The organism is Pseudomonas sp. TE3911 (assembly GCF_054062775.1).
Map to the genome: position 1 here is coordinate 5,810,432 of NZ_JBSSFP010000001.1, position 24,748 is coordinate 5,835,179.

Consider the following 24,748-nt stretch of genomic DNA (forward strand, 5'->3'; position numbering starts at 1 on the left):
AACCCATGGGACAGCGTACGCCTCTGTATGACCTGCATCTCGCCCTCGGCGCGAAAATGGTCGATTTTGGCGGTTGGGATATGCCTTTGCATTACGGCTCGCAAGTTGAAGAGCACCATCAGGTGCGACGCGACTGCGGGGTGTTCGATGTATCTCATATGACCGTGATCGATATCAGCGGCCCCCAGGCCAAGGAATGGCTCCAGCACCTGCTGGCCAATGATGTCGAACGTTTGCATGGCTGTGGCCGTGCGTTGTACAGCGCCATGCTCAACGAGCAGGGCGGCGTGGTGGACGACATGATTGTCTATCGCACTGATGCCGGGTACCGGTTGGTGGTCAACGCCGCCACTCGTGACCAGGACATCGCCTGGATGCAGGCGCAACTCGGCAGCTATCAAGTGCAACTGCACGAGCGGCCCGAGTTGGCCATGCTCGCCATTCAAGGCCCCCATGCTCGGCAGAAGATCGCCGAGTTGGTCACCCAGTCTCGCGGCACCCTGATCCACCAGCTCAAGCCATTTGAAGGCGAGGCCGACGGCGATTGGTTTATCGCCCGCACGGGTTACACCGGCGAAGACGGCCTGGAAATTGTGTTGCCTGCCGATCAGGCACCGGGATTTTTCAACGATCTGGTGGGTGCAGGCATCTCACCTATCGGCCTCGGCGCGCGGGACACCCTGCGCCTGGAAGCCGGCATGAACCTGTACGGCCAGGATATCCACCAGAACGTTTCGCCCCTGGCGGCCAACATGGCGTGGAGTATCGCCTGGGAACCAGCCGAGCGCGATTTCATCGGGCGTGCGGCGCTGGAAGCAGAGCTGGCCGCCGGTGTGCAGTTCAAACTGGTCGGGCTGGTACTGGAAGAACGTGGGGTTTTACGCGCTCATCAGGTAGTTCGCATCGCCAATGTTGGCGAAGGTGAGATCACCAGTGGTAGTTTCTCTCCTACGCTGAGCAAATCCATTGCCTTGGCGCGTGTACCGACGGCAACTGCCGACCGGGCCGAAGTGGAAATCCGCGGCAAGTGGTACCCGGTTCGAGTGGTCAAACCGACCTTCGTGCGCCATGGCAAAACCTTGATCTAACTATTTCCGGCAGGCCGATGGCCGCTGACACTACTTCTGAGGACACAGACTATGAGCAATATCCCGGCCGACCTGCGTTTTGCCGAGAGTCATGAATGGGCCCGTCTGGAAGCTGACGGTACCGTGACCGTCGGGATCTCCGACCACGCCCAGGAAGCGTTGGGTGATGTGGTGTTTGTTGAGTTGGCCGAAGTCGGCGCCCAGTTTGGCGCGACTGATCAGGCAGGTGTGGTGGAGTCGGTCAAGGCCGCTTCGGATATCTACGCCCCGGTTGCAGGCGAAGTGATTGCAGTCAACGAGGAACTGAGTGGTAGCCCCGAGTTGCTGAACTCCAACCCGTATGGCGCCTGGATCTTCAAGCTCAAGCCAAGCAACCCGGCTGACCTGGAAAAACTGCTGGATGCTGCTGGTTACAAAGCCGCCATCGGCGAGTAACACCGCACATAACCCTATAGGGGCCGGCAAACCGGCCCCTATAGGGTTAGCGTTTGAGCACCGCTTTCACTGCCGCCACCGACCGCTCCACATCCGCCTCAGTCATCGCCGTGAACATCGGCAATGAAACAATCAAGCGCCCAACCTTTTCCGCCACCGGGAACATGCCTTCCTTGAAACCCTGTGCCCGATAAAGGCTCAGCAGGTGGATCGGTGGGTAGTGATAACCAATGCCCACGCCATGAGCCTGCATCTGTTCCATGAACGTTGCGCGGGCCGGCAGGCCGTCCTGACGCTCCGGCAGCACTAGCTGGAACAGGTGCCAGTTGCTGTTTTCGAAGTCGGCGGGTGGCAGTTGTGCGCCGTACTTCTCTTCAAAGTCACTGCCGAAACACTTGAAGTAGTGCCTCGCCAGGTTCTGGCGGTGGGCGGTGATTTTCTCGATATGGGCAAACTGCCCCAGGCCAATGGCCGCAGCGATATCGGTCATATTGAACTTGCCACCCAGCACATCAACATCCAGGCCGTCGAAGCCGGTACGGGTGACGCCCTGCAGGCGGTATTTTTCTGCCAGGCGTGCCTCTTCGGCGCTATTCAAAACCAGGCAACCACCCTCGGACGAGGTGATGTTCTTGTTGGCCTGGAAGCTGAACGAAACGAAGTCCCCGGTGGCGCCAATGCGTTCGCCATCCCAACTGGAGCCAAGGGCCTGGGCCGCGTCTTCGACGATACGCAGTTTGTACTTGTTGGCCAGCGCGTAAAGCATTGGCATATCCAACGGCAGCCCCGCCAGGTAAACGGGGATGATGGCCTTGGTGCGCGGTGTGATCGCGGCTTCCACCTGGGACAGGTCGATATTGCGGGTGATTGGGTCGATATCGGCGAACACAGGTGTGGCACCGACTTCCAGAATCACGTTGGCCGTTGCCACCCAGGAAATCGGTGTGGTGATGACTTCATCCCCAGGCCCGATACCGGCGATGCGCAAGGCAATCTCCATGGTGCAGGTGCCCGAGTTGAAGGTGCGAACGTGGCGCCCGCCAAAGTATTCCGACAGCTGCGCCTCGAACGCCTGCACCTTCGGCCCGCTGGTGATCCAGCCCGAACGCAATACATCGCCCACCGCCGAGATGGTTGCTTCATCGATGGTGGGTTTGGAGAACGGCAGAAAGGGCAGTTGGCTCATAACGACGAATGCATCCGTTTCAGGTTGGCGATGAGTACGGGAGGTATCAGTGCCGGCATGGTTGCACGGCTTGACTGAATATAGCCTGTCACCTGTGAATGAATCGTCATGTTACGGGCAAAAAAAATGCCGCTTCAAAAGCGGCATTCTTCAGAGTGCGGAAATCACTCGGTGACGGCGTTTTTCGCGAGGATAGCGTTAGCCAGCTCCATATCCGTGGCCTGCAGGCCAGGATTGTCGGCGCGGACTTTCTGCATGGCGGCTTCCAGGTATGGGCCACGGATGCCGCCGTCGCTGGCAACAAAGCTGCCTGCGTCGTCTTGTGCGGCAACGACCAGCTTGTGGTCCTTGAAGGTCAGGTACGTCGAGCCGGTGGTGGCGCCCGACGAGATGACATTGCGCCAGAAACTGTCGGCCATGGCTGAACCGACAGGAAGGGAAAGCACAGCAAGGGTAGCGACAGCATATTTGAGACGCATGGTGGGTGACTCCGGGTGGGTGATCTGTACCGTTTGATTGTAGTTAGCCCAACCGAGTTCCATCACTGACTAAACAGTTTCTACCTTCAAAATCACGCCATCCAGACCAACCACCCGTACTTGAGCGCCTGCAGGGCTGTCAGGACCGGTCACCATCCATACGCCATCACCGACTTTTACCTTACCCCGACCGCCCGCGATCGCCTGGTGCACTACAAATGTGCGGCCGATCAGCTCCGAGCCGCGCTCGTTGAGCCCCGGTTGGTCACTGGCCTTTGCGCTGCTTCGCTGGCGTTTCCACCAGTAGACCGCTGTCAATATCGACAACACGGCGAACAGCAGCAGTTGCCATTCCGGTCCCAGGGGCGGCACCAGGAACTTGATAACGCCTACGGCTGCTGCTGCGATACCCATCCATAGCAGGTAACCACCGGCGCCGAACACTTCAAGAATCAACAGCACTGTACCCAGCGCCAGCCAATCCCAGAATGAAAGATGCTGCAGGAAATCCCACATGGCGACGGCCTCAACCTTTCTTGTTATCGAACGTCGCCTTGACGATCTCGCCGATGCCGCCCACCGCACCGATCACCTGGCTGGCTTCAAGCGGCATCAGGATGACCTTGCTGTTGTTGGCCGAGGCAAGTTTGCCCAAGGCGTCGATGTATTTTTGCGCAACGAAGTAGTTGATGGCCTGCACGTTACCGGTGGCGATGGCCTCGGAGACCACCTGGGTTGCACGGGCTTCAGCCTCTGCTTGACGCTCACGGGCTTCAGACTCCAGGAATGCGGCTTGGCGTCCACCTTCAGCTTCAAGAATCTGTGCCTGCTTCTTGCCTTCGGCAGTCAGGATTGCCGATGCTCGCAGGCCTTCGGCCTCAAGGATTTGCGCACGCTTGATCCGCTCGGCTTTCATCTGGCCGGACATGGCGGCCATCAGGTCGGCGGGCGGGCTGATGTCTTTGATCTCGATACGGGTGATCTTGATGCCCCACGGAGCAGTGGCTTCATCCACGGTGCGCAGCAGTTTTTCGTTGATGCCGTCACGCTGGCTGAGCATGGCATCCAGCTCCATGGAGCCGAGCACGGTGCGGATATTGGTTTGCAGCAAATTGCGGATGGCGTGTTCGAGGTTGTTGACCTCGTAGGCGGCCTGGGCGGTATTGACAACCTGGAAGAAACACACGGCGTCGATCTGTACGGTGGCGTTGTCGGCGGTGATGACTTCCTGGGGTGGAATATCCAGCACGCTCTCCATCACGTTGATCTTGCGACCGATGCGATCCATGACCGGGATGATGATGTTCAGGCCAGGCTTGAGGGTGTTGGTATAACGGCCGAAACGCTCGACGGTCCACTGGTAGCCTTGAGGCACCACCTTGAAGCCCATGAATAATATGGCGGCGGCCAAGCCCACGAAAAGAAGCAGTACGGTTCCGATCTGCATAGCGATTCCCTATCTGATGGTGTCAGTTAAACGACGGTTGGCCGAGTGTAACGGTGTTGTCACAGATAAGAACGATTTCAGCGCGCCGTAACTAAAGGATTTGTTACCGAATCCCCAGGCGTTACTCGCAACACTTCGGCCATCGTGGTCAGCCCAGCTTGCGCCTTCCTCAATCCGGCCATGCGCAGGCTGCACATGCCTTGCGCAATAGCCGCCTGGCGTAAGGTCTGCACGTCGGCGCCCGGAGTGATCAGTGCTTTGATCGACTCATTCAACACCATGATTTCGTAGACCCCTGCGCGTCCCCGGTACCCGCTGTTCCGACATTCCGCACATCCGACGGCCTCGTGGACATCGCCCGTCGAGCGCTTGCAATGGGGGCACAGCACTCGTACCAAGCGCTGCGCCATAACACCCAACAAGGTGGCCTTGATCAAATAATGAGCGATGCCCAGTTCCTGCAAGCGGCTAATGGCGCTGGGCGCATCGTTGGTGTGCAGCGTCGAGAGGACCAAGTGCCCGGTCAGTGCGGCCTGGATAGCCATTTCTGCGGTTTCCTGATCGCGAATCTCGCCGATCATGATGATGTCCGGGTCTTGGCGCAGCAGAGCGCGGATGCCGCTGGCGAAGGTCAGGTCGATGTTGTGCTGCACCTGCATCTGGTTAAAGGCCGGCTCGACCATCTCGATCGGATCTTCCACCGTGCACAGGTTGACCTCCCGGGTCGCCAGTTGCTTGAGCGTGGTGTAAAGAGTGCTGGTCTTGCCTGAGCCGGTAGGACCGGTGACGAGGATGATGCCGTTGGTCTGGCGCGTCATCGCGTGCCAGCGGTGCTGGTCCTCGGTGGATAAACCCAACTGGTCAAAATCCTTGAGCAGCACCTGAGGGTCGAAAATCCGCATCACCAGTTTCTCGCCGAAGGCTGTGGGCAAGGTCGACAGACGCAACTCAACTTCTGCGCCCGTCGGGCTTTTGGTCTTGACCCGGCCATCCTGGGGCTTGCGCTTTTCTGCCACGTTCATCCGCCCCAGGCTTTTCAGGCGGCTGACCACCGCCATCGTCACCTGGGGTGGAAATTGATAGACGTCGTGCAGCAGCCCATCAATGCGAAAACGTACCCGGCCCTGCTCACTGCCAGGCTCGATATGAATATCGCTGGCCCGCTGTGCGAAGGCGTACTGCAACAGCCAGTCGACGATATTAACGATATGTGCGTCATTGGCGTCCGGCTCTTGGTCGCTGGCGCCAAGGTTCAGCAACTCGAAGTTACCCGGCACCGCGACCTTTTGATCGGCCCCGCTGACGGACTTCGCCAGCCGGTAAAACTCGCTGATACACCGCTGGATGTCCTGAGGGTTTGCAACCACTCGCTTGATCGAACGCTTGAGTACTTGCGCCAGTCCGGATTCCCAACTGCTGACGTGGGGCTGGGCGCTGGCGACGGTAACGGTATGCGCATCCACGGCCACGGCAAGAATGGCGTGGCGCTGGGCGAACGCGTGGGACATCAGTGGCACCACTGTTGCGACATCTATCTTCAACGGGTCGATACGCAGATAAGGTTGCTGGACACGCTGGGCAAGCCATTGGGTCAGGGTTTCCAGGGAAGGCCCATGGGAGGCGATGCGCTCCAACGGGTGTTGAGCGTTGTCGGGCGCCGCCGCCGATAACCGCTGCGCGGCGTCGGGAGTGATCAAACCTTCCTCCACCAAGGCCGGCAGCAACGCATGCAGTTCCAATCGCTGATCAACAGACATGAAGGTGTTCCTGGGTAGCCTTGGACGAAATTTCAGGCTAGCCAGCTCCCGAGTTTCATCCTCCCAGTGTGTGTTGCAGGTCTTTACTGAGCGGCTGCAACCACCGCTATAGGCCCCACGGAATCAGCTGACCACATGTCCAGCGCGCACACGCTGATCAGGTTTCGAATCTTTTCACCGATGACTTGGGCTCGATGCCAGCTCAGGCCATCGATCACGATATCGATGTTCAGCAGGTCGTCTTCCCGATTCACGGCGACGTGCCGAGGCGTCAGAAACTGCAACGCAAAATAGTTGAGTACTCGGCACAACACATCGGGCTCCGCCTCGGCGACGATCTGGTAGTGCGCCTGGCAATGGGCGCTGGTGACAGCCCACGCATCGGCGCGCGCAGCAGGTTGGATGGTTTCGACGGCGTGCATGCTGACTCTCCAGATTCGATGGAAGGAATTTTTACATTCGCCAGCGGAGATTTCTTATCTAAGATGGGCATGTTTTGCTAAAAATCGAATAGATCAATTCAAGTTCGATTCAATAATAGGTATTTCTATGCATAGCGAGTTAGACGCTTACGACCGTCGCATCCTGGCCCTGTTGCAGGAGGACGCTTCGCTTTCCAGTGCACAGATTGCCGAACAGGTGGGTTTGTCCCAGTCGCCATGCTGGCGACGAATCCAGCGGCTGAAGGAGGAAGGTGTGATCCGCGGGCAGGTGACGTTGTTGGATCGCAAGAAGATCGGCCTCAACACGCAGATTTTTGCCGAGGTCAAACTCAACGCCCACGGCCGATCCAACTTCACTGAGTTCACCGATGCGATTCGCGGCTTTCCGGAAGTGTTGGAGTGCTATGTGCTAATGGGGGCGGTGGATTTTCTGCTGCGCATCGTGACGTCGGACATCGAGGCGTACGAGCGGTTTTTCTTTGAGAAATTGTCGATGGTGCCGGGGATTCAGGAGGTGAATTCGATTGTGGCGTTGTCGGAAATCAAGTCCACCACTTCCCTGCCAGTCTAGCGCTGACAGCGGGGGCTTCATCGGGGGCAAGCCCCTCCCACAGTTGAAACGCGTCCAAATGTGGGAGGGGCTTGCCCCCCGATGGTGGTATTACAGACGCAGAAGAGTCTTCCAGGCACGGTTCTGATACACCGCAATCGCCTGATGCATACGCGCATCCAGCGATTCATCAGTGATCGGCTGGTTGGCCAATTGCGCCAACTTGTTCAGTTCGCCGTACAAACGGTCCAGCTCAGGAATATCCACCACGTTACGCGCATGGTGCAGCCAGGCCTGGATGCGTTCGATACGCGGCAGTTGCTCGGCCAGGTCTTCCGGTTGTTGCTGGTAGCGCGGCAGTTGCAGGGCGACGGCATCTTCGGCCAACAGGCGTGGCAGCCAGTTGGTGATTTGCGCAGCGCCCTGACGGTTGCCACGCACGTTGCGGTCGGCGGTCCAGGTGCGGGCGAGCAGCCATCGCGACAGGTTCAGTGAGAACAGGCCCCAACGCACGTCTTCCAACTCTTCGACGAATTGCTCCGGTGCGGCTTTGCGGATGTCTTCATCGTCGTCACCGGCTTGTACCAGTGGGCGCCAATCTTCCAGCAAGGCATCGAGTACGCTGCGCAGTTCGCTGGTGGATTGACGCGGTGCGGCCTGGCCGAGGCTGCCGATCAGGGCGCGCAATTCGCCGAGGTTGTCGACCCAGTCTTGCAGCAGGCGCCAGTGGCCATTGAAGCGATATTGTTCGGCCAGGCGTTGGCTGCTGCCCAACAGGTGCCACATGATCGCGGCAAAGGCGTCGTCCAACGGCATTTCGGCGTGGATCTGCGGCGCCGGCAGGCTCAGGGAGTAGCTGCTGGCGTCGTACAGGCGATAGCCGCGCTCGGCCTTGCTGATATCGCACGGCATCAGGGCAAGCGTCGCGGCCAGTTCAGCGGCCAGCTCCAGCAGGGCCGCTGGTTCGCCTTCACGCAGTTCCAACTCCAGCTCGCAGATTTCTTCTTTCTGTTTGCCGACCACCACGTGGCCCAAGTCCAGGGCGGCTTCGATCACGACTTTGGCCTTACCGCGGCCCCAGGCGATTTCAGCGCGTTCACGCACGAAGTCGGTGGTGAAGATCGGCTTGAGGGTCTTCTTGTCCAGCTCGGCCAATTGCTCGGGCCAGCATTCGCCGTCGAGTTTCTTCACGTCGAGCTTGGCTTTGGGCAGGTCCCAGTTGTACTCATTGCGTTCCGACAAACCGGCGACGCTTTGGCCACGGGTCTTGAGGGTCTGGATAATGTCGTCACCGTCTTTGCGCAGGCGCAGGGCGACTTTTGCCTGGGCCAGGTCGCGCTCGGGGGTGTCAAAGTACTGGTTCATCAACTCACGGCGTTCCCAGCCACTTTTGTTGCGTTTTTTCAGTAACGGGTGCTCACGCAGCGCGGCGAGTGTTTCGCGGCTGACGCGTAGCTTGATTTCGGTTTCTTTCTGCATGGCCGGAAAATCCAGGATCGGGAGCGCAGCCGGGGAAAAGTGTGGCTGCCAAGGTCGTGCAGTGTACAGGACTGAGCCCGGCAACGTGCCGCAACGGTTTATTGTGTCGTGCAGATGGCTCTATAGTGGGGCTCATCCGGGAAGTTGAGAGACCGCGCATGCCGTTACCGTCCATGAAAGAGCAGTTTGCCGCCTTGATTGCCGCGCCGTCGGTCAGTTGCACCCAAGCGTCTCTCGACCAGACCAACCGGCCCGTGATCGATTTGCTCGCCAGTTGGCTGGGTGATCTGGGTTTTGCCATCGACATCCAGCAAGTCAGCCCCGGCAAGTTCAACCTCTTGGCCAGCTTCGGCAGCGGCCCCGGTGGACTGGTGCTGGCCGGTCATAGCGACACCGTCCCTTATGACGCCGCCCTGTGGAAAACCGACCCGCTCAAGCTGACGGAAGTCGACGGCCGCTGGGTAGGATTGGGCAGTTGCGACATGAAGGGCTTTTTTGCCCTGGCCATCGAAGCGGTGTTGCCGCTGCTGGACCAACCGTTCAAGCAACCGCTATTGATCCTCGCCACCTGCGACGAAGAAAGTTCCATGTCCGGCGCCCGCGCGCTGGCCGAAGCCGGGCGCCCTCTGGGCCGTGCGGCGGTGATCGGCGAGCCCACCGGGCTCAAGCCGATCCGCCTGCACAAGGGCGTGATGATGGAGCGCATCGACATCCTTGGGCGCAGCGGCCACTCGTCGGATCCAAGCCTGGGCCACAGCGCCCTCGAAGCCATGCACGATGCCATCGGCGAGTTGCGTGGCCTGCGCCTGGCCTGGCAGCGCGAGTACCGCAACCCGCAATTCAGCGTACCGCAGCCGACCATGAACTTCGGCTGTATCCACGGCGGCGACAACCCGAACCGCATCTGCGGTCAGTGCTCCCTGGAGTTCGACCTGCGGCCCTTGCCGGGCATGGACCCACAGGTGTTGCGTGCAGCCATCCGGCAGAAGCTCGAACCCTTGGCCGAGCGGCATCAGGTCAAGATCGACTATGCGCCGCTGTTCCCCGAGGTGCCGCCGTTCGAACAATCGGAAGACGCCGAACTGGTGCGGGTTGCGGAACGATTGACCGGTCATCGTGCCGAAGCAGTAGCGTTCGGCACCGAAGCGCCTTATCTTCAGCGCCTTGGTTGTGAAACCCTTGTGCTTGGCCCTGGCGACATCGCCTGCGCCCACCAACCGGGTGAGTACCTCGAAATGTCACGCTTGACGCCTACAGTGCGTCTATTGCGGGAACTGATCGACCATTACTGCCTGAAACCTGCATAAATTAACCCCAGCCTATTCGTACATAGAAGGAGAGCGAGCGTGTCGCCAAGCCTGTTCCGACGATAACCATCAGCCCGCTGTGCGTTTTCACGATTCATCCTTTTTTGGCTGCTTTTTATTACAGGCCCAGGTGTTATGCCCGAATACGTCAATTGGCTTCGTCACGCTTCGCCCTACATCAACGCCCACCGCGACTGCACTTTTGTAGTCATGCTGCCTGGCGACGGTGTGGACCATCCCAACTTCGGCAATATCGTCCACGACCTGGTGCTGCTGCACAGCCTGGGCGTGCGGCTGGTGCTGGTTCATGGCTCGCGCCCACAGATCGAAGCGCGCCTTGAAGCGCGCGGCCTGATCCCGGCTTATCACGAAGGTATGCGTATCACCGACGCGCCGACGCTGGAATGCGTTATCGACGCCGTCGGCCACCTGCGTATCGCTATTGAAGCGCGCTTGTCGATGGACATGGCCTCGTCGCCGATGCAAGGCTCGCGCCTGCGCGTGGCCAGCGGCAATCTCGTGACCGCGCGCCCGATCGGCGTGTTGGAAGGCGTGGACTATCACCACACCGGCGAAGTGCGTCGGGTCGACCGCAAAGGTATTAATCGCCTGCTGGACGAGCGCTCCATCGTGCTGCTGTCGCCATTGGGTTACTCGCCTACCGGTGAAATCTTCAACCTGGCCTGCGAAGACGTCGCCACCCGCGCCGCCATCGACCTGGGAGCCGACAAACTGTTGCTGTTCGGCGCCGACCTCGGCCTGATCGATGAAAATGGCCGGTTGGTGCGCGAACTGCGTCCGCAACAAGTACCGGCTCACCTGCAACGCCTGGGCAGTAGCAACTACCAGGCCGAACTGCTCGATGCCGCGGCCGAGGCTTGCCGGGGCGGGGTAGGGCGCAGCCATATCGTCAGCTACGCCGAAGATGGCGCGCTGCTCACCGAACTGTTTACACGCGATGGCGGCGGCACGCTGGTGGCCCAGGAGCAATTCGAACTGGTGCGCGAAGCGGCGATCGAAGACGTCGGTGGTTTGCTTGATCTGATCAGCCCGCTGGAAGAGCAGGGCATCCTGGTACGCCGTTCGCGGGAAGTGCTGGAGCGTGAAATCGAGCAGTTCAGCGTGGTCGAGCGCGAAGGCATGATCATCGCCTGTGCGGCGCTTTATCAGATTGCCGATTCGGATGCGGGTGAGCTGGCGTGCCTGGCGGTGAACCCGGAGTATCGCCATGGCGGTCGTGGTGATGAGTTACTCGAGCGCATCGAAACACGCGCCCGTGCCCAAGGCTTGAAGACCTTGTTCGTCCTCACCACTCGCACCGCGCACTGGTTCCGTGAGCGTGGTTTTGTACCGAGTACTGTGGACCGACTGCCGTCGGCGCGGGCGTCGCTGTACAACTATCAGCGTAATTCGAAGATTTTCGAAAAGGCGCTGTAAACCCGATCTTCAAAGCGCTGGAGATCCAAATGTGGGAGGGCGCTTGTTCCCGATAGCGGTGTATCAGTCAGAGAGATGTCGACTGATACACCACCATCGGGAGCAAGCCCCCTCCCACGTTTTTTACCGAGTTTAGTCTTTGATGAATTTGTCGGTCACAAAGGCCGAATAGTCCGGTAGCACCGTCTCAACCTTCCCCTGCTCCTTCAAGAATTTCGCTGTCTCCCCAATCGCCTTCGCCGTGCCGCCTTTGAGCAGCGCATCGGTTTGCTGCGCTTGGGCATCCGGGAATGTGGTGCCTGCCAGCAGCTCGGGAATGTCCGCGGCATTAGAGCCTGTCAATTTGGCGATTTTCTGCACCGGCTCCGAGTCCACCGTCCAGCTGTCTTTATGGGCGGCATAATCGGCGAACGAGTCCAGGGTCACCTTGGCAAACTTGGCAACTGCCTCAGGATGTTTCTCCGCAAAATCCTTGCGCGCCACCCAGACTTCAAACGTCGGAGCACCCCACTGGCCCACCTGGGCCGCGTCAGTCAGGGTTTTGCCGGTCTTGCGGATTTCTCCCAGCGCAGGCGACCACACGAAGGCTCCATCGATATCCCCACGTTTCCACGCAGCGGCAATTTCAGCCGGTTGCAGGTTGACCACTTTGACTTGCTTGGTGTCCAGACCCCAGTGCTTCAAGGCGCCGAGCAGGCTGTAATGAGACGTCGAGACAAAGGGCGTCGCGATCGTCTTGCCGATCAAGTCTTCGGGTTTATCGATGCCGCTGCCGTTGCGAACTACCAGGGCTTCAGAACTATTGATCTGCGCCGATACGATGAACGCGACGATGGGTAGATTGCGCGAGGCAGCAGCTGCCAGGGGGCTGGACCCGAGGTTGCCGATTTGCACATCGCCGGAGGCGATGGCTGTTACGACTTCCGGACCACTGTTGAAGCGGCGCCAGGCAATCTTCTCGCCAATGGCCTTTTCATAGGCGCCATCGGCCTGTGGGACCTTGCTGGGATCGATGCCGGTTTGGTAGCCGATGGTCAAATCGGCGGCTTGGACAGCAAAAGAAACTATTAGTGACACAAAAACTGTAACAAATTGACGGGAGGATATGCGTTTGGCCATGATGGCGTCGCCTTTTTGATCGTGGGTGACGTATGCAGCAGAGTCGTCACACTAATCGATCTAAAAAAGCGCTAATAAATACCCTTTAGGAATTAGCTTATGGAGCGGGTGGTCTATTCTGACCGGTCCTTTTCATGCAAAGGCTTATTCCCAGATCGTATGAAAAAGAATGAAATAATTCTTTTTGGGTGTATGAAAAACTCATTACCCTGCAGGGACCAAATCAACTGCGATTAGACGAAGGTAGTAGACACACAAGGTTACGATTGACTTGTCAGTCACTATCCGGTGGTAATCGCGCATCTGTGGATCGAGGGCGTCAGACCCGAGACCAAAGAAATACAAAAATTAGAAATGAGAGGAGCGGTACATGAAGAAGTCCACCTTGGCTTTGGCTGTAGCTTTGGGCGCAATCGCCCAGCACGCAGGCGCTGCCGGTTTCATCGAAGACAGCAAGGCCACACTGGGTCTGCGTAACTTCTACATCAACACTGATAACCGTGACGACGCTACCAAAGCAGCCGGCGCGCAGAACAAGTCGGAAGAGTGGGGCCAGGCTTTCGACCTGCGCTTCATCTCCGGTTACACCCAAGGCACCGTAGGCTTTGGTCTTGACGCTATCGGCCTGCTGGGCGTGCGTCTGGATTCGGGCGGCGGCACCAACGGCGCCACTAAACCTTCGAACGGCAACGCTGGTTCTTACGGCGGCACGGTTTTCCCGAGCAAGTCCAACGGCGAAGCCGTTGATAACTACTCCAGCCTGGGCCTGACTGCCAAAGCCAAGATCTCCCAGACCGAATTGAAGCTGGGCACGCTGCAGCCAAAGCTGCCGGTTCTGGTGACCAACGATGGTCGTCTGCTGCCGCAAACCTTCCAGGGTGGCCAGATTACTACCAACGATATCAAGGACTTCACGCTGGTAGCGGGTCAGATCGAAAAGGCCAAGGGTCGTAACTCCAGCAACGTTGAAAACCTGTCCATCGCAGGTGCCAACGGTCGTACTGCTGCGGGTCGCGACAGCAACAAGTTCATCTATGCCGGTGGCGACTACAAGATCACCAAAGACCTGACTGCCCAGTACTACTACGGCAATCTGGACCAGTTCTACAAGCAACACTTCCTGGGCCTGCTGCACAACTGGGCTATCGGTCCTGGCGTGTTGAAAACCGACTTGCGCTACTTCAATAGCCGCTCTGACGGTAACAACAGCAACGACGCCAACTACTTCACCAGCGGTGACTACGGTACTAACGCCGCCGGCGCTAATATCGTCAAAGGTAAAGTCGACAACAACCTGTACAGCGGCTTGTTTCTGTACACCGTTGAAGGTCACACCTTCGGTGGCGGTTACCAGGCCAGCAACGGCAACAGTGACTTCCCGTTCCTGAACCAGGGCGATGGTGCGTCGGCTTATCTGACCACTGACTCGCAGATTGCCAAGTTTGCCCGTGCTGGCGAACGTACCTGGCAAGCTCGCTACGCGTATGACTTCGCCAAGATTGGCGTACCTGGCTTGACCGCTGGTGTGGTTTACCTGCGTGGCGACAATATCGATACCCGTGGCCGAGTGGGTGTTGCTCAGGTCCAGACAAACTCCAACGGCGCGAGCGAGTGGGAACGTGACATCACTGTTGCCTACGTCGTGCCACAAGGTCCGCTGAAGAACGTTGGCGTAGCCTGGAAAAACGCCATGTGGCGCAACGATATTGCCGGCCAGCGCGATCAGGACGAAAACCGCCTGATCGTCAGCTACTCGCTGCCACTGTTCTAGTAGCTTGAAGCTGTTGTAAGACTGTAAAAACCTTGCCCGGCGCAACGCCGGGCAAGGTGTCTTGCTTTTCAAGTCGGGCTCAACCCCCGCAAGCCCTTCCTGAACCCCTCTTTGTACAGCGTCTCAAGGCCTTCTCGAACCTTGGAAACGATGGTGCCCTTCACCGTTTCCGGCGTCCAATGAACACATTTTTAATATTCCTTTATCGTCTAGATAAATCGATATTTATTCTTTTTAAATAATCTCTAATCCATGCACAGTGGGCTCCATAAGCACTCACCAGGAGCCACACCATGAGCCTAAGACTGGGCGATATCGCCCCCGACTTCGAACAGGATTCCAGCGCCGGCAAGATTCGTTTCCACGAATGGTTGGGCGATAGCTGGGGTGTGTTGTTTTCCCATCCGGCGGACTTCACCCCGGTGTGCACCACCGAGCTTGGTTTTACCGCCAAGCTCAAGGACGAATTCGCCCAGCGCGGCGTCAAAGCCATCGCCCTGTCGGTCGACCCGGTGGATTCGCACCACAAGTGGATCGAAGACATCAACGAAACCCAGAACACTATCGTCAACTTCCCGATCCTCGCCGACGCCGACCGCAAGGTTTCGGACCTTTACGACCTGATCCATCCAAACGCCAATGACACCCTCACGGTGCGCTCTCTGTTCGTGATCGACCCGAACAAAAAGATTCGCCTGACCATCACTTATCCGGCCAGTACGGGTCGCAACTTCCACGAAATCCTGCGGGTCATCGACTCGCTGCAACTGACCGACAACTACAAAGTCGCCACTCCCGCCAACTGGCAGGACGGTGATGAAGTGGTGATCGTGCCGTCGCTCAAGGATGAGGAAGAGATCAAGAAGCGCTTTCCGAAGGGTTATCGGGCGGTGAAGCCGTATCTGCGGCTTACTCCACAGCCCAATCGTTAGCACATAACTGTGTGGGAGGGGCTTGCCCTCGATTTCGGTGGATCAGCCAATTCGTTGGTCACTGACACACCGTAATCGGGAGCAAGCCACCACATTTTGACTGCATTTCAAGTTGCAAACCGAATCACATAGCAGGGGTTTTCAGGCCGTTTTTACGGCCTTTTTTTTCGCCTGGCGGTTTACGAACTGCATATGCATTTAAAGAATAAACAAATGAAAAAATAAGATTTATAGATATATAAATCTGCTGATAAGGTCTGTCACATATTGGCGCCATCGCCGCACAGCGAACCGCCGGCACTTGCTCAAGGAATTCCTGCATGTTGGTCGTAACACTTGGAGGCAGTCCCAGCCAGCGTTCCCGCTCCGGGGTCTTGCTGGAAAAAACCCGTCAATGGTTGCAAGACAAAGGCGTTGAAGTGGTGAGTTATCAGGTACGGGACTTCCCGGCCGAAGACTTGCTGCACGCGCGCTTCGATAGCCCCAAGGTCATCGACTTGCTGCAACAGGTGGCTAATGCAGATGGCCTGGTGATCGCCACGCCGGTGTACAAGGCTTCGTTCTCGGGTGCGCTGAAAACCGTGCTCGACCTGCTGCCCGAACGCGCCCTGGCCCACAAGATCGTATTGCCGATGGCAACCGGCGGCAGCATCGCCCATATGTTGGCGGTGGACTACGCGCTCAAGCCAGTGTTGTCGGCGTTGAAAGCCCAGGAATTGCTCCACGGCATTTTTGCCGAAGATAGCCAGATTGCTTACGCCGAAGGCAGCGCCCAGGCGCAACTGGTGCCGGTGCTTGAACACCGTTTGCATGAGGCTTTGGAAACGCTCTACAGCGCCATGGCCCGCCGCCCTAAACCGCTGGACCCCCATGTGTTGAATGACCGTTTGTTGACTGCTCGCTGGAGCATCTGAGCCTCACCCTTTAAGAAACACTCACCTTACTCAGCCGCTAACGGCCAAGCAGGTGCAGCCAAAACCCTAATCGCATATTTGGAGAGAGCGCCATGCGCACTGTCATCTTGCGTCGTGGTCTGGTCGCACTGTTTGCTGCGGCTGTGTCCTTCGGCGCCATCGTTCAAGCTCAAGCCGCCGAGACACTGCGGATCGGCTATCAGAAATACGGCACGTTGGTGCTGCTCAAAGCCAAGGGCACCCTGGAAAAGCGTCTGGCCGCCCAGGGCGTGCAGGTGCAATGGACCGAGTTTCCCGGTGGTCCGCAACTGCTTGAAGGCCTGAACGTGGGCTCCATCGACTTCGGCGTTACCGGCGAAACCCCGCCGGTGTTCGCCCAGGCCGCCGGTGCCGATCTTCTCTACGTGGCCTACGAGCCGCCAGCGCCCACCAGTGAAGCGATCCTGGTACCGAAAGACTCGACGATCAAATCGGTGGCCGAGCTCAAGGGCAAGAAAATCGTGCTCAACAAAGGCTCCAACGTGCACTACCTGCTGGTACGTGCCCTGGAAGACGCTGGCCTCAAATACACCGACGTACAAACCGTGTTCCTGCCGCCCGCCGATGCCCGCGCCGCGTTCGAGCGTGGCAGCGTAGACGCCTGGGTGATCTGGGACCCGTACCAAGCTGCCGCCGAGAAACAATTGCAAGCCCGCACCCTGCGTGACGGCACCGGCATCGCCGACAACCATCAGTTCTACCTGGCGACCAAGCCCTACGCCGAGCAGCACCCTGAAGTGGTCAAGGCACTGATTGAAGAAGTGCGCGCCGTGGGCGAGTGGTCCAAGGCCAACCCCCAGGAAGTGACTGAACAAGTCGCGCCACTGCTCGGCCTGCCGGCGGATATCACCCTGACTTCGGTGAAACGCCAAGGCTACGGCGCGCTGTTCCTGACCCCTGAAGTGGTCGCCGCCCAGCAAAAGATCGCCGACAGCTTCTACCAACTCAAATTGATCCCCAAACCCTTGAGCATCAAGGACGTGATCTGGACGCCACCCGCCGCTGTGGCCAAAGCGCCGTAATTCGACTTCTTCAGGAGACAACTCCATGAGCCTCAATATTTTCTGGTTCCTGCCTACCCACGGTGACGGCCATTACCTTGGCACCGCCGAAGGCGCTCGCGCCGTTGATCACGGTTACCTGCAGCAAGTGGCCCAGGCCGCTGACCGCTTGGGATTCGGCGGGGTGCTGATCCCCACTGGTCGCTCCTGCGAAGACTCGTGGCTGGTGGCCGCCTCGCTGATCCCGGTGACCCAGCGTTTGAAATTCCTTGTCGCGTTGCGCCCCGGGATCATTTCCCCGACGGTGGCGGCGCGTCAGGCCGCGACCTTGGATCGACTGTCCGGCGGCCGTGCGTTATTCAACCTGGTGACCGGTGGTGACCCGGAAGAGCTGGCCGGTGATGGCTTGTTCCTCAGTCACGAAGAGCGCTACCAGGCTTCGGTGGAATTCACCCGCATCTGGCGCCGCGTGCTGGAAGGCGAAACCGTGGATTACGACGGCGAGCACATCAGCGTCAAAGGCGCCAAGTTGCTCTACCCGCCGATCCAGCAACCGCGTCCGCCGCTGTACTTTGGCGGTTCCTCCGAAGCGGCCCAGGACCTGGCAGCCGAACAGGTGGAGATGGTGCTGACCTGGGGCGAGCCACCGGCCGCAGTCGCCGAGAAAATCGAACAGGTACGGGCCAAGGCCGCGAAACTCGGGCGCACCGTGCGCTTCGGCATTCGCCTGCATGTGATCGTGCGCGAAACCAACGATGAGGCCTGGAAAGCCGCCGACAAACTGATCTCCCACTTGGACGACGACACCATCGCCCGTGCCCAGGCTTCCTTGGCGCGCTTCGATTCCGTCGGCCAGCAGCGCATGGCTGCCTTGCATGGCGGCAACCGCGACAACCTCGAAGTCAGCCCCAACCTGTGGGCCGGTGTCGGCCTGGTGCGTGGCGGTGCGGGCACCGCGCTGGTGGGCGATGGCCCAACCGTTGCGGCGCGGGTCAAGGAGTACGCTGCGCTTGGCATCGACACCTTTATCTTCTCCGGTTATCCGCACCTGGAAGAGTCGTATCGGGTGGCTGAACTGCTGTTTCCGCACTTGGACATCGAACGTCCCGAACTGCCGAAAAGCGCCGGTTACGTCAGCCCGTTCGGTGAAATGGTCGCCAACGACATCCTTCCCAAAGCTGCGTCACAGAGCTGAGGCGGCGTTATGAACTTTGAAAAATTGAGCCATCGCGTAGCGCCTTGGGTGCTGCCGATTCTATTACTGGCGGTGTGGCAGTTGTCGGTGTCGGCGGGCTGGTTGTCGACGCGCATTCTGCCGGCGCCCAGTGCGGTGATTGAAGCCGGTGTTCACTTGGTGGCCAGCGGCGAAATCTGGACGCACTTGGCCATCAGTGGCTGGCGCGCCGGCCTGGGCTTTGTGATCGGTGGCAGCATCGGCCTGGCGCTGGGCTTTATCACCGGTTTGTCGAAATGGGGCGAGCGCCTGCTGGACAGCTCGGTGCAGATGATCCGCAACGTGCCGCACCTGGCGCTGATTCCGCTGGTGATCCTGTGGTTCGGGATTGACGAGACCGCGAAGATTTTCCTGGTCGCCCTCGGCACGTTGTTCCCGATCTACCTGAACACCTATCACGGCATCCGCAACGTCGACCCGGCGCTGGTGGAAATGTCGCGCAGCTACGGTTTGTCCGGTTTCAGCCTGTTCTGGCAAGTGATCCTGCCGGGTGCGCTGCCCTCGATTTTGGTGGGCGTGCGCTTTGCTCTGGGCTTTATGTGGTTGACGCTGATCGTTGCGGAAACCATCTCCGCCAGCTCGGGCATCGGCTATCTGGCAATGAACGCCCGTGAATTCCTGCAAACCGACGTGGTGGTACTGGCCATCGTGATGTACGCGATCCTCGGCAAACTCGCCGATCTGGCCGCGCGCGGTCTGGAGCGGGTTTGGTTGCGCTGGCACCCGGCGTATCAAGTGAATAAAGGCGGTGCGGCATGACAGCTCAACAACCTCCGCGCCTGCTGAAGGGAATTCCTCTGGCGGTGCGCAAATTGCGCAAATCTTTCGGCGCACGGGAAGTGCTCAAAGAGATTGATCTGCACATTCCGGCGGGTCAGTTCGTGGCCGTGGTCGGCCGCAGCGGTTGCGGCAAAAGTACCTTGCTGCGCCTGCTGGCCGGCCTGGACAAAGCCAGCGGCGGCGAGTTGCTGGCCGGTTCTGCGCCGCTGAGCGAAGCGATTGAAGACACGCGGTTGATGTTCCAGGAAGCACGTTTGCTGCCGTGGAAAAAGATCATCGACAACGTGGGTCTGGGGCTCACCGGCAACTGGCGCCCTAAAGCGCTGGAGGCGTTGGAAGCGGTCGGCCTGGCCGAGCGTGCCAATGAATGGCCGGCGGCTCTGTCGGGAGGCCAGAAGCAACGTGTCGCCCTGGCGCGTGCGCTGATCCACCAACCGCGCCTGCTGCTGCTTGATGAACCGTTGGGGGCTCTGGATGCCCTGACTCGCATCGAGATGCAGCAACTGATCGAAAACCTTTGGCAGAAGCACGGCTTCACTGTGTTGCTGGTGACCCATGACGTCAGCGAAGCGGTGGCGATTGCCGACCGGGTGATCCTGATCGAAGACGGCGAGATCGGCCTCGATCTGATCGTTGATCTTCCACGTCCGCGTGCCCGTGGCTCACACCGCCTGGCCGCACTGGAAGCTGAAGTGCTCAACCGTGTGCTGTCGCTGCCCGGTACACCGCCGGAACCCGAACCTGTTTCACCGCTGCCTACGCAATTGCGTTGGGCTCAATAACTCACTTGTCCCGCGAAGGAAGAACACCATGACTATTAAAGCTATCAACGTGCGTAACCAGTTCAAAGGCACCATCAAGGAAATCGTAGTCGGCGACGTGCTGTCGGAAATCGACGTGCAGACCGCGTCCGGTATCGTCACTTCCGTGATCACTACTCGCTCGGTCAAAGAGCTGGAGCTGGTGATCGGCAGCGAAGTGATTGCCTTCGTGAAGTCGACTGAGGTGTCGATCGCCAAGTTGTGATCACTTGGACCGCTATCGGGAGCAAGCCCCCCTCCCACATTTTGAATGTGTTCACAGATCAATATGTGGGAGGGGCGGTGCGACGATTCGACTTGCCCCCGATGAGGCCCGCCCAGCCAACCCAGGGTTCAGCGCTTAGGCAGATACGCCGGTAAATACAGCCCCACATACGCATCAAACACACGCATCCCTTCCTCGGCCATCCGCGGCGTAATCAGCCCATGCTGATGCACCGAGCGCGCGTAGACGCGATCACTCAGTTCCAACGCCAGCGCAAACACATCCACATCAGTCGGCAAGGTCGGCACTTCGAAGTGACGGCTGAACACCGCCAGCATCAAATCCCCTAATTCCAGATCATGCTGACGATCCGCCTGGGTTACTTCGGTCAGCCCGTGCTGGGCCAGGATCAATTGGCGCGCGGCGGCGTCGTTGCTGTAGATGGTGAGCATGCGCTGCTCGACCACGTAGGACAGGTCCCGCCAGTGCTTGAGTGAGTCATGGTCGATGGGGGCCTGGATGGCCGCGCGGAATGCTGCGTGGACGTCAGCGGTTAATGCTTCCAGCAACGCGGGCACACTGGCGAAAAAGTGATACACCGACGACGGCGGAATCTGCGCGCGCTCGGCCACGCTGTAGATCGACAGGCCGGCCACGCCTTCGGCGGCCAGCAAGGTGCGGGCGGCGTCGAGAATCGCGTCGATCCGCGCCTGGCTGCGTGCGCGGGGTTTGCGAGGGGCGGCGGGGCGGGTGGTCATGGAAGTCTCCTACAAGGCAGCGGGCATTGTATGAGTAGGAGTCTGTGTTGTCTTCCAGGCCGCCATCGGGAGCAAGCCGCCTCCCACACTTTGATCTGTGAACATTCAAATGTGGGAGGGGGCTTGCCCCCGATGAGGCTGGCTCGGTCTTCTGGAAGAAACCCAAAAAAAAAGCCGCAGACCATAAGGTCTGCGGCGCTCTTTTTTCTGCAGCCGTCGTTTAGACGGTATGCAGGTACCAGTTGTACTCAAGGTCGGAGATGGAGTGTTCGAACTCTTCCAGCTCACTTTCCTTACAGGCGACGAAGATATCGATGTATTTAGGGTCGATGTACTTGGCCATCACCTCGCTGTCGTCCAACTCGCGCAGGGCATCGCGCAGGTTGTTCGGCAGGCTCTGCTCGTTCTGCTCGTAGCTGTTGCCTTCCACGGGTGCGCCCGGTTCGATCTTGTTGGTCAGACCGTGGTGCACGCCTGCCAGGACCGAAGCCATCAACAGGTAAGGGTTGGCGTCGGCGCCGGCTACACGGTGCTCGATACGTACGGCGTCGGACGAGCCGGTCGGTACGCGAATCGCCACGGTGCGGTTATCCAGGCCCCAGCACGGCGAGTTCGGCACGTAGAACTGTGCGCCGAAACGACGGTAGGAGTTAACGTTAGGGCACAGGAACGCCATTTGGGCGGGTAGGGTCTCCAGCACACCGCCGATCGCGTGACGCAATGCGGCGTTCTGCTCGGGATCCTCGCTGGCAAAGATGTTCTTGCCGTCTTTGTCCAGAATCGAAATGTGTACGTGCAGCCCGTTGCCTGCCTGGCCTGGGTAAGGCTTGGCCATGAAGGTGGTGTCCATCTCATGGTCGTAGGCGATGTTCTTGATCAAGCGCTTGAGCAGTACAGCGTAATCGCACGCTTTGATCGGGTCGGCGACGTGGTGCAGGTTCACTTCGAACTGCGCCGGGGCACTTTCCTTGACGATGGCGTCAGCCGGGATACCTTGCTCTTTGGCACCTTCCAGGATGTCCTGGAGGCAGTCGACGTATTCGTCGAGGTCGTCGATCAGGTAGACCTGTGTCGAGTGCGGGCGTTTGCCGGAGATCGGCGAGCGGGGCGGTTGCGGGCGGCCGTTCACGTTCTCCTGGTCGATCAGGTAGAACTCAAGCTCGAAGGCAGCGCAGATGGTCAGACCGAGGTCGTCAAATTTGCTTACAACTTGGCGGAGCACTTCGCGTGGATCGGCGAAGAAAGGTTCACCTTCAAGTTCGTGCATGGTCATCAGCAATTGCGCGGTAGGGCGCTTTTGCCAAGGTTCATTGCACAGGGTGTCGGGGATTGGATAACAGATTCGGTCAGCATCACCGATGTCCAGACCCAGGCCGGTGCTTTCCACCGTCGAGCCGTTGATATCCAGGGCAAATAAAGAGGCAGGCAGGTTAATGCCCTTCTCGTAAACCTTGTGGAGGCTGGTGCGTTCGATGCGCTTACCGCGCACCACACCATTCATATCCGCAATTAGAAGGTCTACGTACAGAACCTCAGGATGATCCTTAAGGAACGCGTTCGCTTCGTTAAGCTGAACGGCACGCGGGGGTACCGACATGATGCAACACCTTTGTTGTTAAAAATATCAATCATTGATCTTTTCTGGTTTCAGTCAACCCGAACGGCATGCCGAAGTCAAGCGAGGCCTTTTTTGCCCTAAAAAAGCGCCGTGAAGGCATTTTTGGGGCTTTTTGGGGCGGTTTTTTGCATTTGATTCGCTTGGGACTCGCAGGCTTGAGCGGGCCGTGTTGTATTTTTTACGGGGGTGTTGTGTAAAAAAATGAACAAGGCTAAGCTCGATTCAAACCCATAACAGCAATAATACCGGGGTGCTTCATGTTTCACCTGCCGCCGCTCGGCGTCTCTGCCTGCTCCAGCCAGGCGTTGTCCGCAGTTCGTTCGCCCCGCGTGAATGTCCCTGCACCGGCCAATATTCTTGACGGCCAGTCCGACCTCTTCTTTGCCACCTCAACTGCCTCTGACCGGCTCCCGTCCACGGAACCGATCATGATTCTGCACGACTTTGGCGTGAGGAATGCAACGCTGCAGCAAATGGCAGGTAAGCTCCTACCCTGAATGAACAAAACGACGCGGATGCTGCGTCAACCAACGCCTGGCCTTTAATGGATGCCAGGAAACCCAGCCCAGAGGCATTTATGAGTAACAACCTCGACCAGCTCACCGATTGGTTGAAAGACCACAAGATCACAGAAGTCGAATGCATGATTGGCGACCTCACCGGCATCACCCGGGGCAAGATCTCGCCGACCAACAAGTTCATCGCCGAAAAAGGCATGCGCCTGCCCGAGAGCGTTCTGCTCCAGACCGTGACCGGCGACTATGTCGAAGACGACATCTATTACGAATTGCTCGACCCGGCCGATATCGACATGATCTGCCGCCCCGACCAGAACGCGGTATTCCTGGTGCCTTGGGCCATCGAGCCCACTGCCCAGGTGATCCACGATACCTACGACAAGCAAGGCAACCCGATCGAGCTGTCGCCGCGCAACGTGCTCAAGAAAGTCCTCAAGCTCTACGCCGACAAAGGCTGGCAGCCCATCGTGGCGCCGGAGATGGAGTTCTACCTGACCAAACGCTGCGAAGACCCTGACTTCCCGCTGCAACCGCCGATTGGCCGTTCCGGGCGCCCGGAGACCGGTCGTCAGTCCTTCTCTATAGAAGCCGCCAACGAATTCGACCCGCTGTTCGAAGACGTCTACGACTGGTGCGAACTGCAGGAGCTGGACCTCGACACGCTGATCCACGAAGACGGTACCGCGCAGATGGAAATCAATTTCCGTCACGGCGATGCGCTGTCCCTGGCTGACCAGATCCTGGTGTTCAAACGCACGATGCGTGAAGCAGCGCTCAAGCACAACGTGGCGGCCACCTTTATGGCCAAGCCGATGACCGGCGAGCCCGGCAGCGCGATGCACCTGCACCAGAGCATCATCGACATCGCGACTGGCAAGAACGTCTTCTCCAATGAAGACGGGAGCATGAGCCAGCTCTTCCTCAACCACATTGGCGGCCTGCAGAAATTCATCCCTGAATTGCTGCCGCTGTTTGCTCCCAACGTGAACTCGTTCCGCCGTTTCCTGCCCGACACCTCGGCGCCGGTCAACGTGGAATGGGGCGAAGAAAACCGCACCGTCGGACTGCGCGTACCGGATGCCGGCCCGCAGAACCGCCGCGTAGAAAACCGCCTGCCGGGGGCCGACGCCAACCCTTATCTGGCGATTGCCGCCAGTTTGCTGTGCGGCTACATCGGCATGGTCGAAGGCCATAACCCGAGCGCACCGGTGGTAGGTCGTGGTTACGAACGACGCAACCTGCGTCTGCCGTTGACCATCGAAGACGCCCTGGAACGCATGGAAAACAGCAAGACCATCGAGAAATACCTGGGTCAGAAATTCATCACAGGCTACGTCGCGGTCAAGCGGGCCGAGCATGAAAACTTCAAGCGCGTGATCAGTTCGTGGGAGCGGGAATTCCTGCTCTTCGCCGTCTGATGCGCCGGGCGC

The 24,748-nt window shown here is 58.8% G+C and carries 26 protein-coding genes; 15 read left to right on the forward strand and 11 right to left on the reverse strand.

Annotation, left to right across the window (positions count from 1 at the left end; all coding sequences use genetic code 11):
* Positions 1-5 precede the first annotated feature (5 nt).
* Both gcvT and gcvH read left to right on the forward strand, forming a co-directional pair.
* Positions 6-1,088 (forward strand): glycine cleavage system aminomethyltransferase GcvT, encoded by a 1,083-nt coding sequence (gene gcvT / locus ACVWXD_RS26375; protein ID WP_032884277.1) that lies wholly within the window; start codon positions 6-8, stop codon positions 1,086-1,088.
* 51 nt (positions 1,089-1,139) lie between these two features.
* Positions 1,140-1,523: a glycine cleavage system protein GcvH gene (gene gcvH / locus ACVWXD_RS26380; protein WP_032884276.1), complete on the forward strand. Its 384-nt coding sequence runs from the start codon at positions 1,140-1,142 to the stop codon at positions 1,521-1,523.
* Positions 1,524-1,569: 46 nt separating this feature from the next.
* On the opposite strand, the gene ACVWXD_RS26385 is transcribed toward gcvH, so the two are convergent.
* From ACVWXD_RS26385 to ACVWXD_RS26410, 6 genes are all read right to left on the reverse strand, one after another.
* Positions 1,570-2,709: a DegT/DnrJ/EryC1/StrS family aminotransferase gene (locus ACVWXD_RS26385; protein WP_032884274.1), complete on the reverse strand. Its 1,140-nt coding sequence runs from the start codon at positions 2,707-2,709 to the stop codon at positions 1,570-1,572.
* Between the two features lie 164 nt (positions 2,710-2,873).
* The gene (locus ACVWXD_RS26390; RefSeq protein WP_003176799.1) at positions 2,874-3,188 is read right to left on the reverse strand and encodes a DUF2388 domain-containing protein; all 315 of its coding nucleotides are present in this window, start codon (positions 3,186-3,188) and stop codon (positions 2,874-2,876) included.
* Positions 3,189-3,257: 69 nt separating this feature from the next.
* Positions 3,258-3,704 carry an NfeD family protein gene (locus ACVWXD_RS26395; RefSeq protein WP_095185168.1) on the reverse strand — a complete coding sequence of 149 codons (447 nt, stop codon included), beginning with the start codon at positions 3,702-3,704 and terminating at the stop codon, positions 3,258-3,260.
* A gap of 10 nt (positions 3,705-3,714) precedes the next feature.
* Complete coding sequence (locus ACVWXD_RS26400) at positions 3,715-4,635, reverse strand: SPFH domain-containing protein (RefSeq protein WP_032884271.1); 921 nt, start codon at positions 4,633-4,635, stop codon at positions 3,715-3,717.
* Between the two features lie 77 nt (positions 4,636-4,712).
* Positions 4,713-6,392 (reverse strand): GspE/PulE family protein, encoded by a 1,680-nt coding sequence (locus tag ACVWXD_RS26405; RefSeq protein ID WP_260367062.1) that lies wholly within the window; start codon positions 6,390-6,392, stop codon positions 4,713-4,715.
* Between the two features lie 83 nt (positions 6,393-6,475).
* A complete protein-coding gene (locus ACVWXD_RS26410; RefSeq protein ID WP_032884268.1) occupies positions 6,476-6,814 on the reverse strand; it encodes a hypothetical protein in 339 nt (112 codons plus the stop codon).
* A gap of 127 nt (positions 6,815-6,941) precedes the next feature.
* Between ACVWXD_RS26410 and ACVWXD_RS26415 the strand changes: the two genes are divergently transcribed.
* Positions 6,942-7,406 carry an Lrp/AsnC family transcriptional regulator gene (locus ACVWXD_RS26415; protein ID WP_032884266.1) on the forward strand — a complete coding sequence of 155 codons (465 nt, stop codon included), beginning with the start codon at positions 6,942-6,944 and terminating at the stop codon, positions 7,404-7,406.
* A gap of 90 nt (positions 7,407-7,496) precedes the next feature.
* Here the strand turns inward: ACVWXD_RS26415 and ACVWXD_RS26420 are convergent, their stop codons facing one another.
* The gene (locus tag ACVWXD_RS26420; protein WP_032884264.1) at positions 7,497-8,864 is read right to left on the reverse strand and encodes a CYTH domain-containing protein; all 1,368 of its coding nucleotides are present in this window, start codon (positions 8,862-8,864) and stop codon (positions 7,497-7,499) included.
* A 158-nt stretch (positions 8,865-9,022) separates the two neighbouring features.
* Here ACVWXD_RS26420 and argE point away from each other — a divergent pair, with 158 nt between their 5' ends.
* Both argE and argA read left to right on the forward strand, forming a co-directional pair.
* Complete coding sequence (gene argE, locus ACVWXD_RS26425; RefSeq protein WP_032884262.1) at positions 9,023-10,171, forward strand: acetylornithine deacetylase; 1,149 nt, start codon at positions 9,023-9,025, stop codon at positions 10,169-10,171.
* Positions 10,172-10,306: 135 nt separating this feature from the next.
* Complete coding sequence (gene argA, locus ACVWXD_RS26430; protein WP_032884260.1) at positions 10,307-11,608, forward strand: amino-acid N-acetyltransferase; 1,302 nt, start codon at positions 10,307-10,309, stop codon at positions 11,606-11,608.
* A 132-nt stretch (positions 11,609-11,740) separates the two neighbouring features.
* On the opposite strand, the gene tauA is transcribed toward argA, so the two are convergent.
* Positions 11,741-12,727: a taurine ABC transporter substrate-binding protein gene (tauA, locus tag ACVWXD_RS26435; protein WP_181642985.1), complete on the reverse strand. Its 987-nt coding sequence runs from the start codon at positions 12,725-12,727 to the stop codon at positions 11,741-11,743.
* Between the two features lie 370 nt (positions 12,728-13,097).
* On the opposite strand from tauA, the gene ACVWXD_RS26440 reads away from it, so the two are divergent.
* Together ACVWXD_RS26440 and ACVWXD_RS26445 are read left to right on the forward strand one after the other, a co-directional pair.
* The gene (locus ACVWXD_RS26440) at positions 13,098-14,498 is read left to right on the forward strand and encodes an OprD family porin (RefSeq protein ID WP_260367066.1); all 1,401 of its coding nucleotides are present in this window, start codon (positions 13,098-13,100) and stop codon (positions 14,496-14,498) included.
* Between the two features lie 293 nt (positions 14,499-14,791).
* Positions 14,792-15,430 (forward strand): peroxiredoxin, encoded by a 639-nt coding sequence (locus ACVWXD_RS26445; RefSeq protein ID WP_032884255.1) that lies wholly within the window; start codon positions 14,792-14,794, stop codon positions 15,428-15,430.
* Positions 15,431-15,554: 124 nt separating this feature from the next.
* Here the strand turns inward: ACVWXD_RS26445 and ACVWXD_RS26450 are convergent, their stop codons facing one another.
* Positions 15,555-15,752, reverse strand: a complete 198-nt coding sequence (locus ACVWXD_RS26450; RefSeq protein WP_143499368.1) for a hypothetical protein — start codon at positions 15,750-15,752, stop codon at positions 15,555-15,557.
* Between ACVWXD_RS26450 and ssuE the strand changes: the two genes are divergently transcribed.
* The 6 genes from ssuE to ACVWXD_RS26480 all read left to right on the forward strand — a co-directional run bounded on the left by ssuE (position 15,751) and on the right by ACVWXD_RS26480 (position 20,424).
* The gene (gene ssuE, locus ACVWXD_RS26455) at positions 15,751-16,344 is read left to right on the forward strand and encodes an NADPH-dependent FMN reductase (protein ID WP_032884253.1); all 594 of its coding nucleotides are present in this window, start codon (positions 15,751-15,753) and stop codon (positions 16,342-16,344) included. The two genes, ACVWXD_RS26450 and ssuE, sit on opposite strands and share 2 nt — an antisense overlap.
* A 92-nt stretch (positions 16,345-16,436) precedes the next feature.
* Entirely contained in the window at positions 16,437-17,405 is a 969-nt protein-coding gene (locus ACVWXD_RS26460) for a sulfonate ABC transporter substrate-binding protein (protein ID WP_032884251.1), read from the forward strand.
* 25 nt (positions 17,406-17,430) lie between these two features.
* Positions 17,431-18,579: an FMNH2-dependent alkanesulfonate monooxygenase gene (gene ssuD, locus ACVWXD_RS26465; RefSeq protein ID WP_003176786.1), complete on the forward strand. Its 1,149-nt coding sequence runs from the start codon at positions 17,431-17,433 to the stop codon at positions 18,577-18,579.
* Between the two features lie 9 nt (positions 18,580-18,588).
* Positions 18,589-19,377 (forward strand): aliphatic sulfonate ABC transporter permease SsuC, encoded by a 789-nt coding sequence (gene ssuC, locus ACVWXD_RS26470; RefSeq protein ID WP_032884249.1) that lies wholly within the window; start codon positions 18,589-18,591, stop codon positions 19,375-19,377.
* A complete protein-coding gene (gene ssuB, locus ACVWXD_RS26475; RefSeq protein ID WP_032884247.1) occupies positions 19,374-20,180 on the forward strand; it encodes an aliphatic sulfonates ABC transporter ATP-binding protein in 807 nt (268 codons plus the stop codon). The genes ssuC and ssuB overlap by 4 nt, the downstream gene beginning before the upstream one ends.
* 28 nt (positions 20,181-20,208) lie before the next feature.
* The gene (locus ACVWXD_RS26480; RefSeq protein ID WP_003176783.1) at positions 20,209-20,424 is read left to right on the forward strand and encodes a TOBE domain-containing protein; all 216 of its coding nucleotides are present in this window, start codon (positions 20,209-20,211) and stop codon (positions 20,422-20,424) included.
* A 128-nt stretch (positions 20,425-20,552) separates the two neighbouring features.
* Here the strand turns inward: ACVWXD_RS26480 and ACVWXD_RS26485 are convergent, their stop codons facing one another.
* Both ACVWXD_RS26485 and ACVWXD_RS26490 read right to left on the reverse strand, forming a co-directional pair.
* Positions 20,553-21,182 carry a TetR/AcrR family transcriptional regulator gene (locus ACVWXD_RS26485; RefSeq protein WP_032884245.1) on the reverse strand — a complete coding sequence of 210 codons (630 nt, stop codon included), beginning with the start codon at positions 21,180-21,182 and terminating at the stop codon, positions 20,553-20,555.
* Positions 21,183-21,402: 220 nt separating this feature from the next.
* On the reverse strand, positions 21,403-22,779 hold the full coding sequence (locus ACVWXD_RS26490) for a glutamine synthetase family protein (RefSeq protein WP_003213894.1): 1,377 nt from the start codon (positions 22,777-22,779) through the stop codon (positions 21,403-21,405).
* 278 nt (positions 22,780-23,057) lie between these two features.
* Here ACVWXD_RS26490 and ACVWXD_RS26495 point away from each other — a divergent pair, with 278 nt between their 5' ends.
* Together ACVWXD_RS26495 and ACVWXD_RS26500 are read left to right on the forward strand one after the other, a co-directional pair.
* A complete protein-coding gene (locus ACVWXD_RS26495) occupies positions 23,058-23,297 on the forward strand; it encodes a hypothetical protein (protein WP_032884242.1) in 240 nt (79 codons plus the stop codon).
* A gap of 80 nt (positions 23,298-23,377) precedes the next feature.
* Positions 23,378-24,736 carry a glutamine synthetase family protein gene (locus tag ACVWXD_RS26500; RefSeq protein ID WP_032884240.1) on the forward strand — a complete coding sequence of 453 codons (1,359 nt, stop codon included), beginning with the start codon at positions 23,378-23,380 and terminating at the stop codon, positions 24,734-24,736.
* Positions 24,737-24,748: the final 12 nt, after the last annotated feature.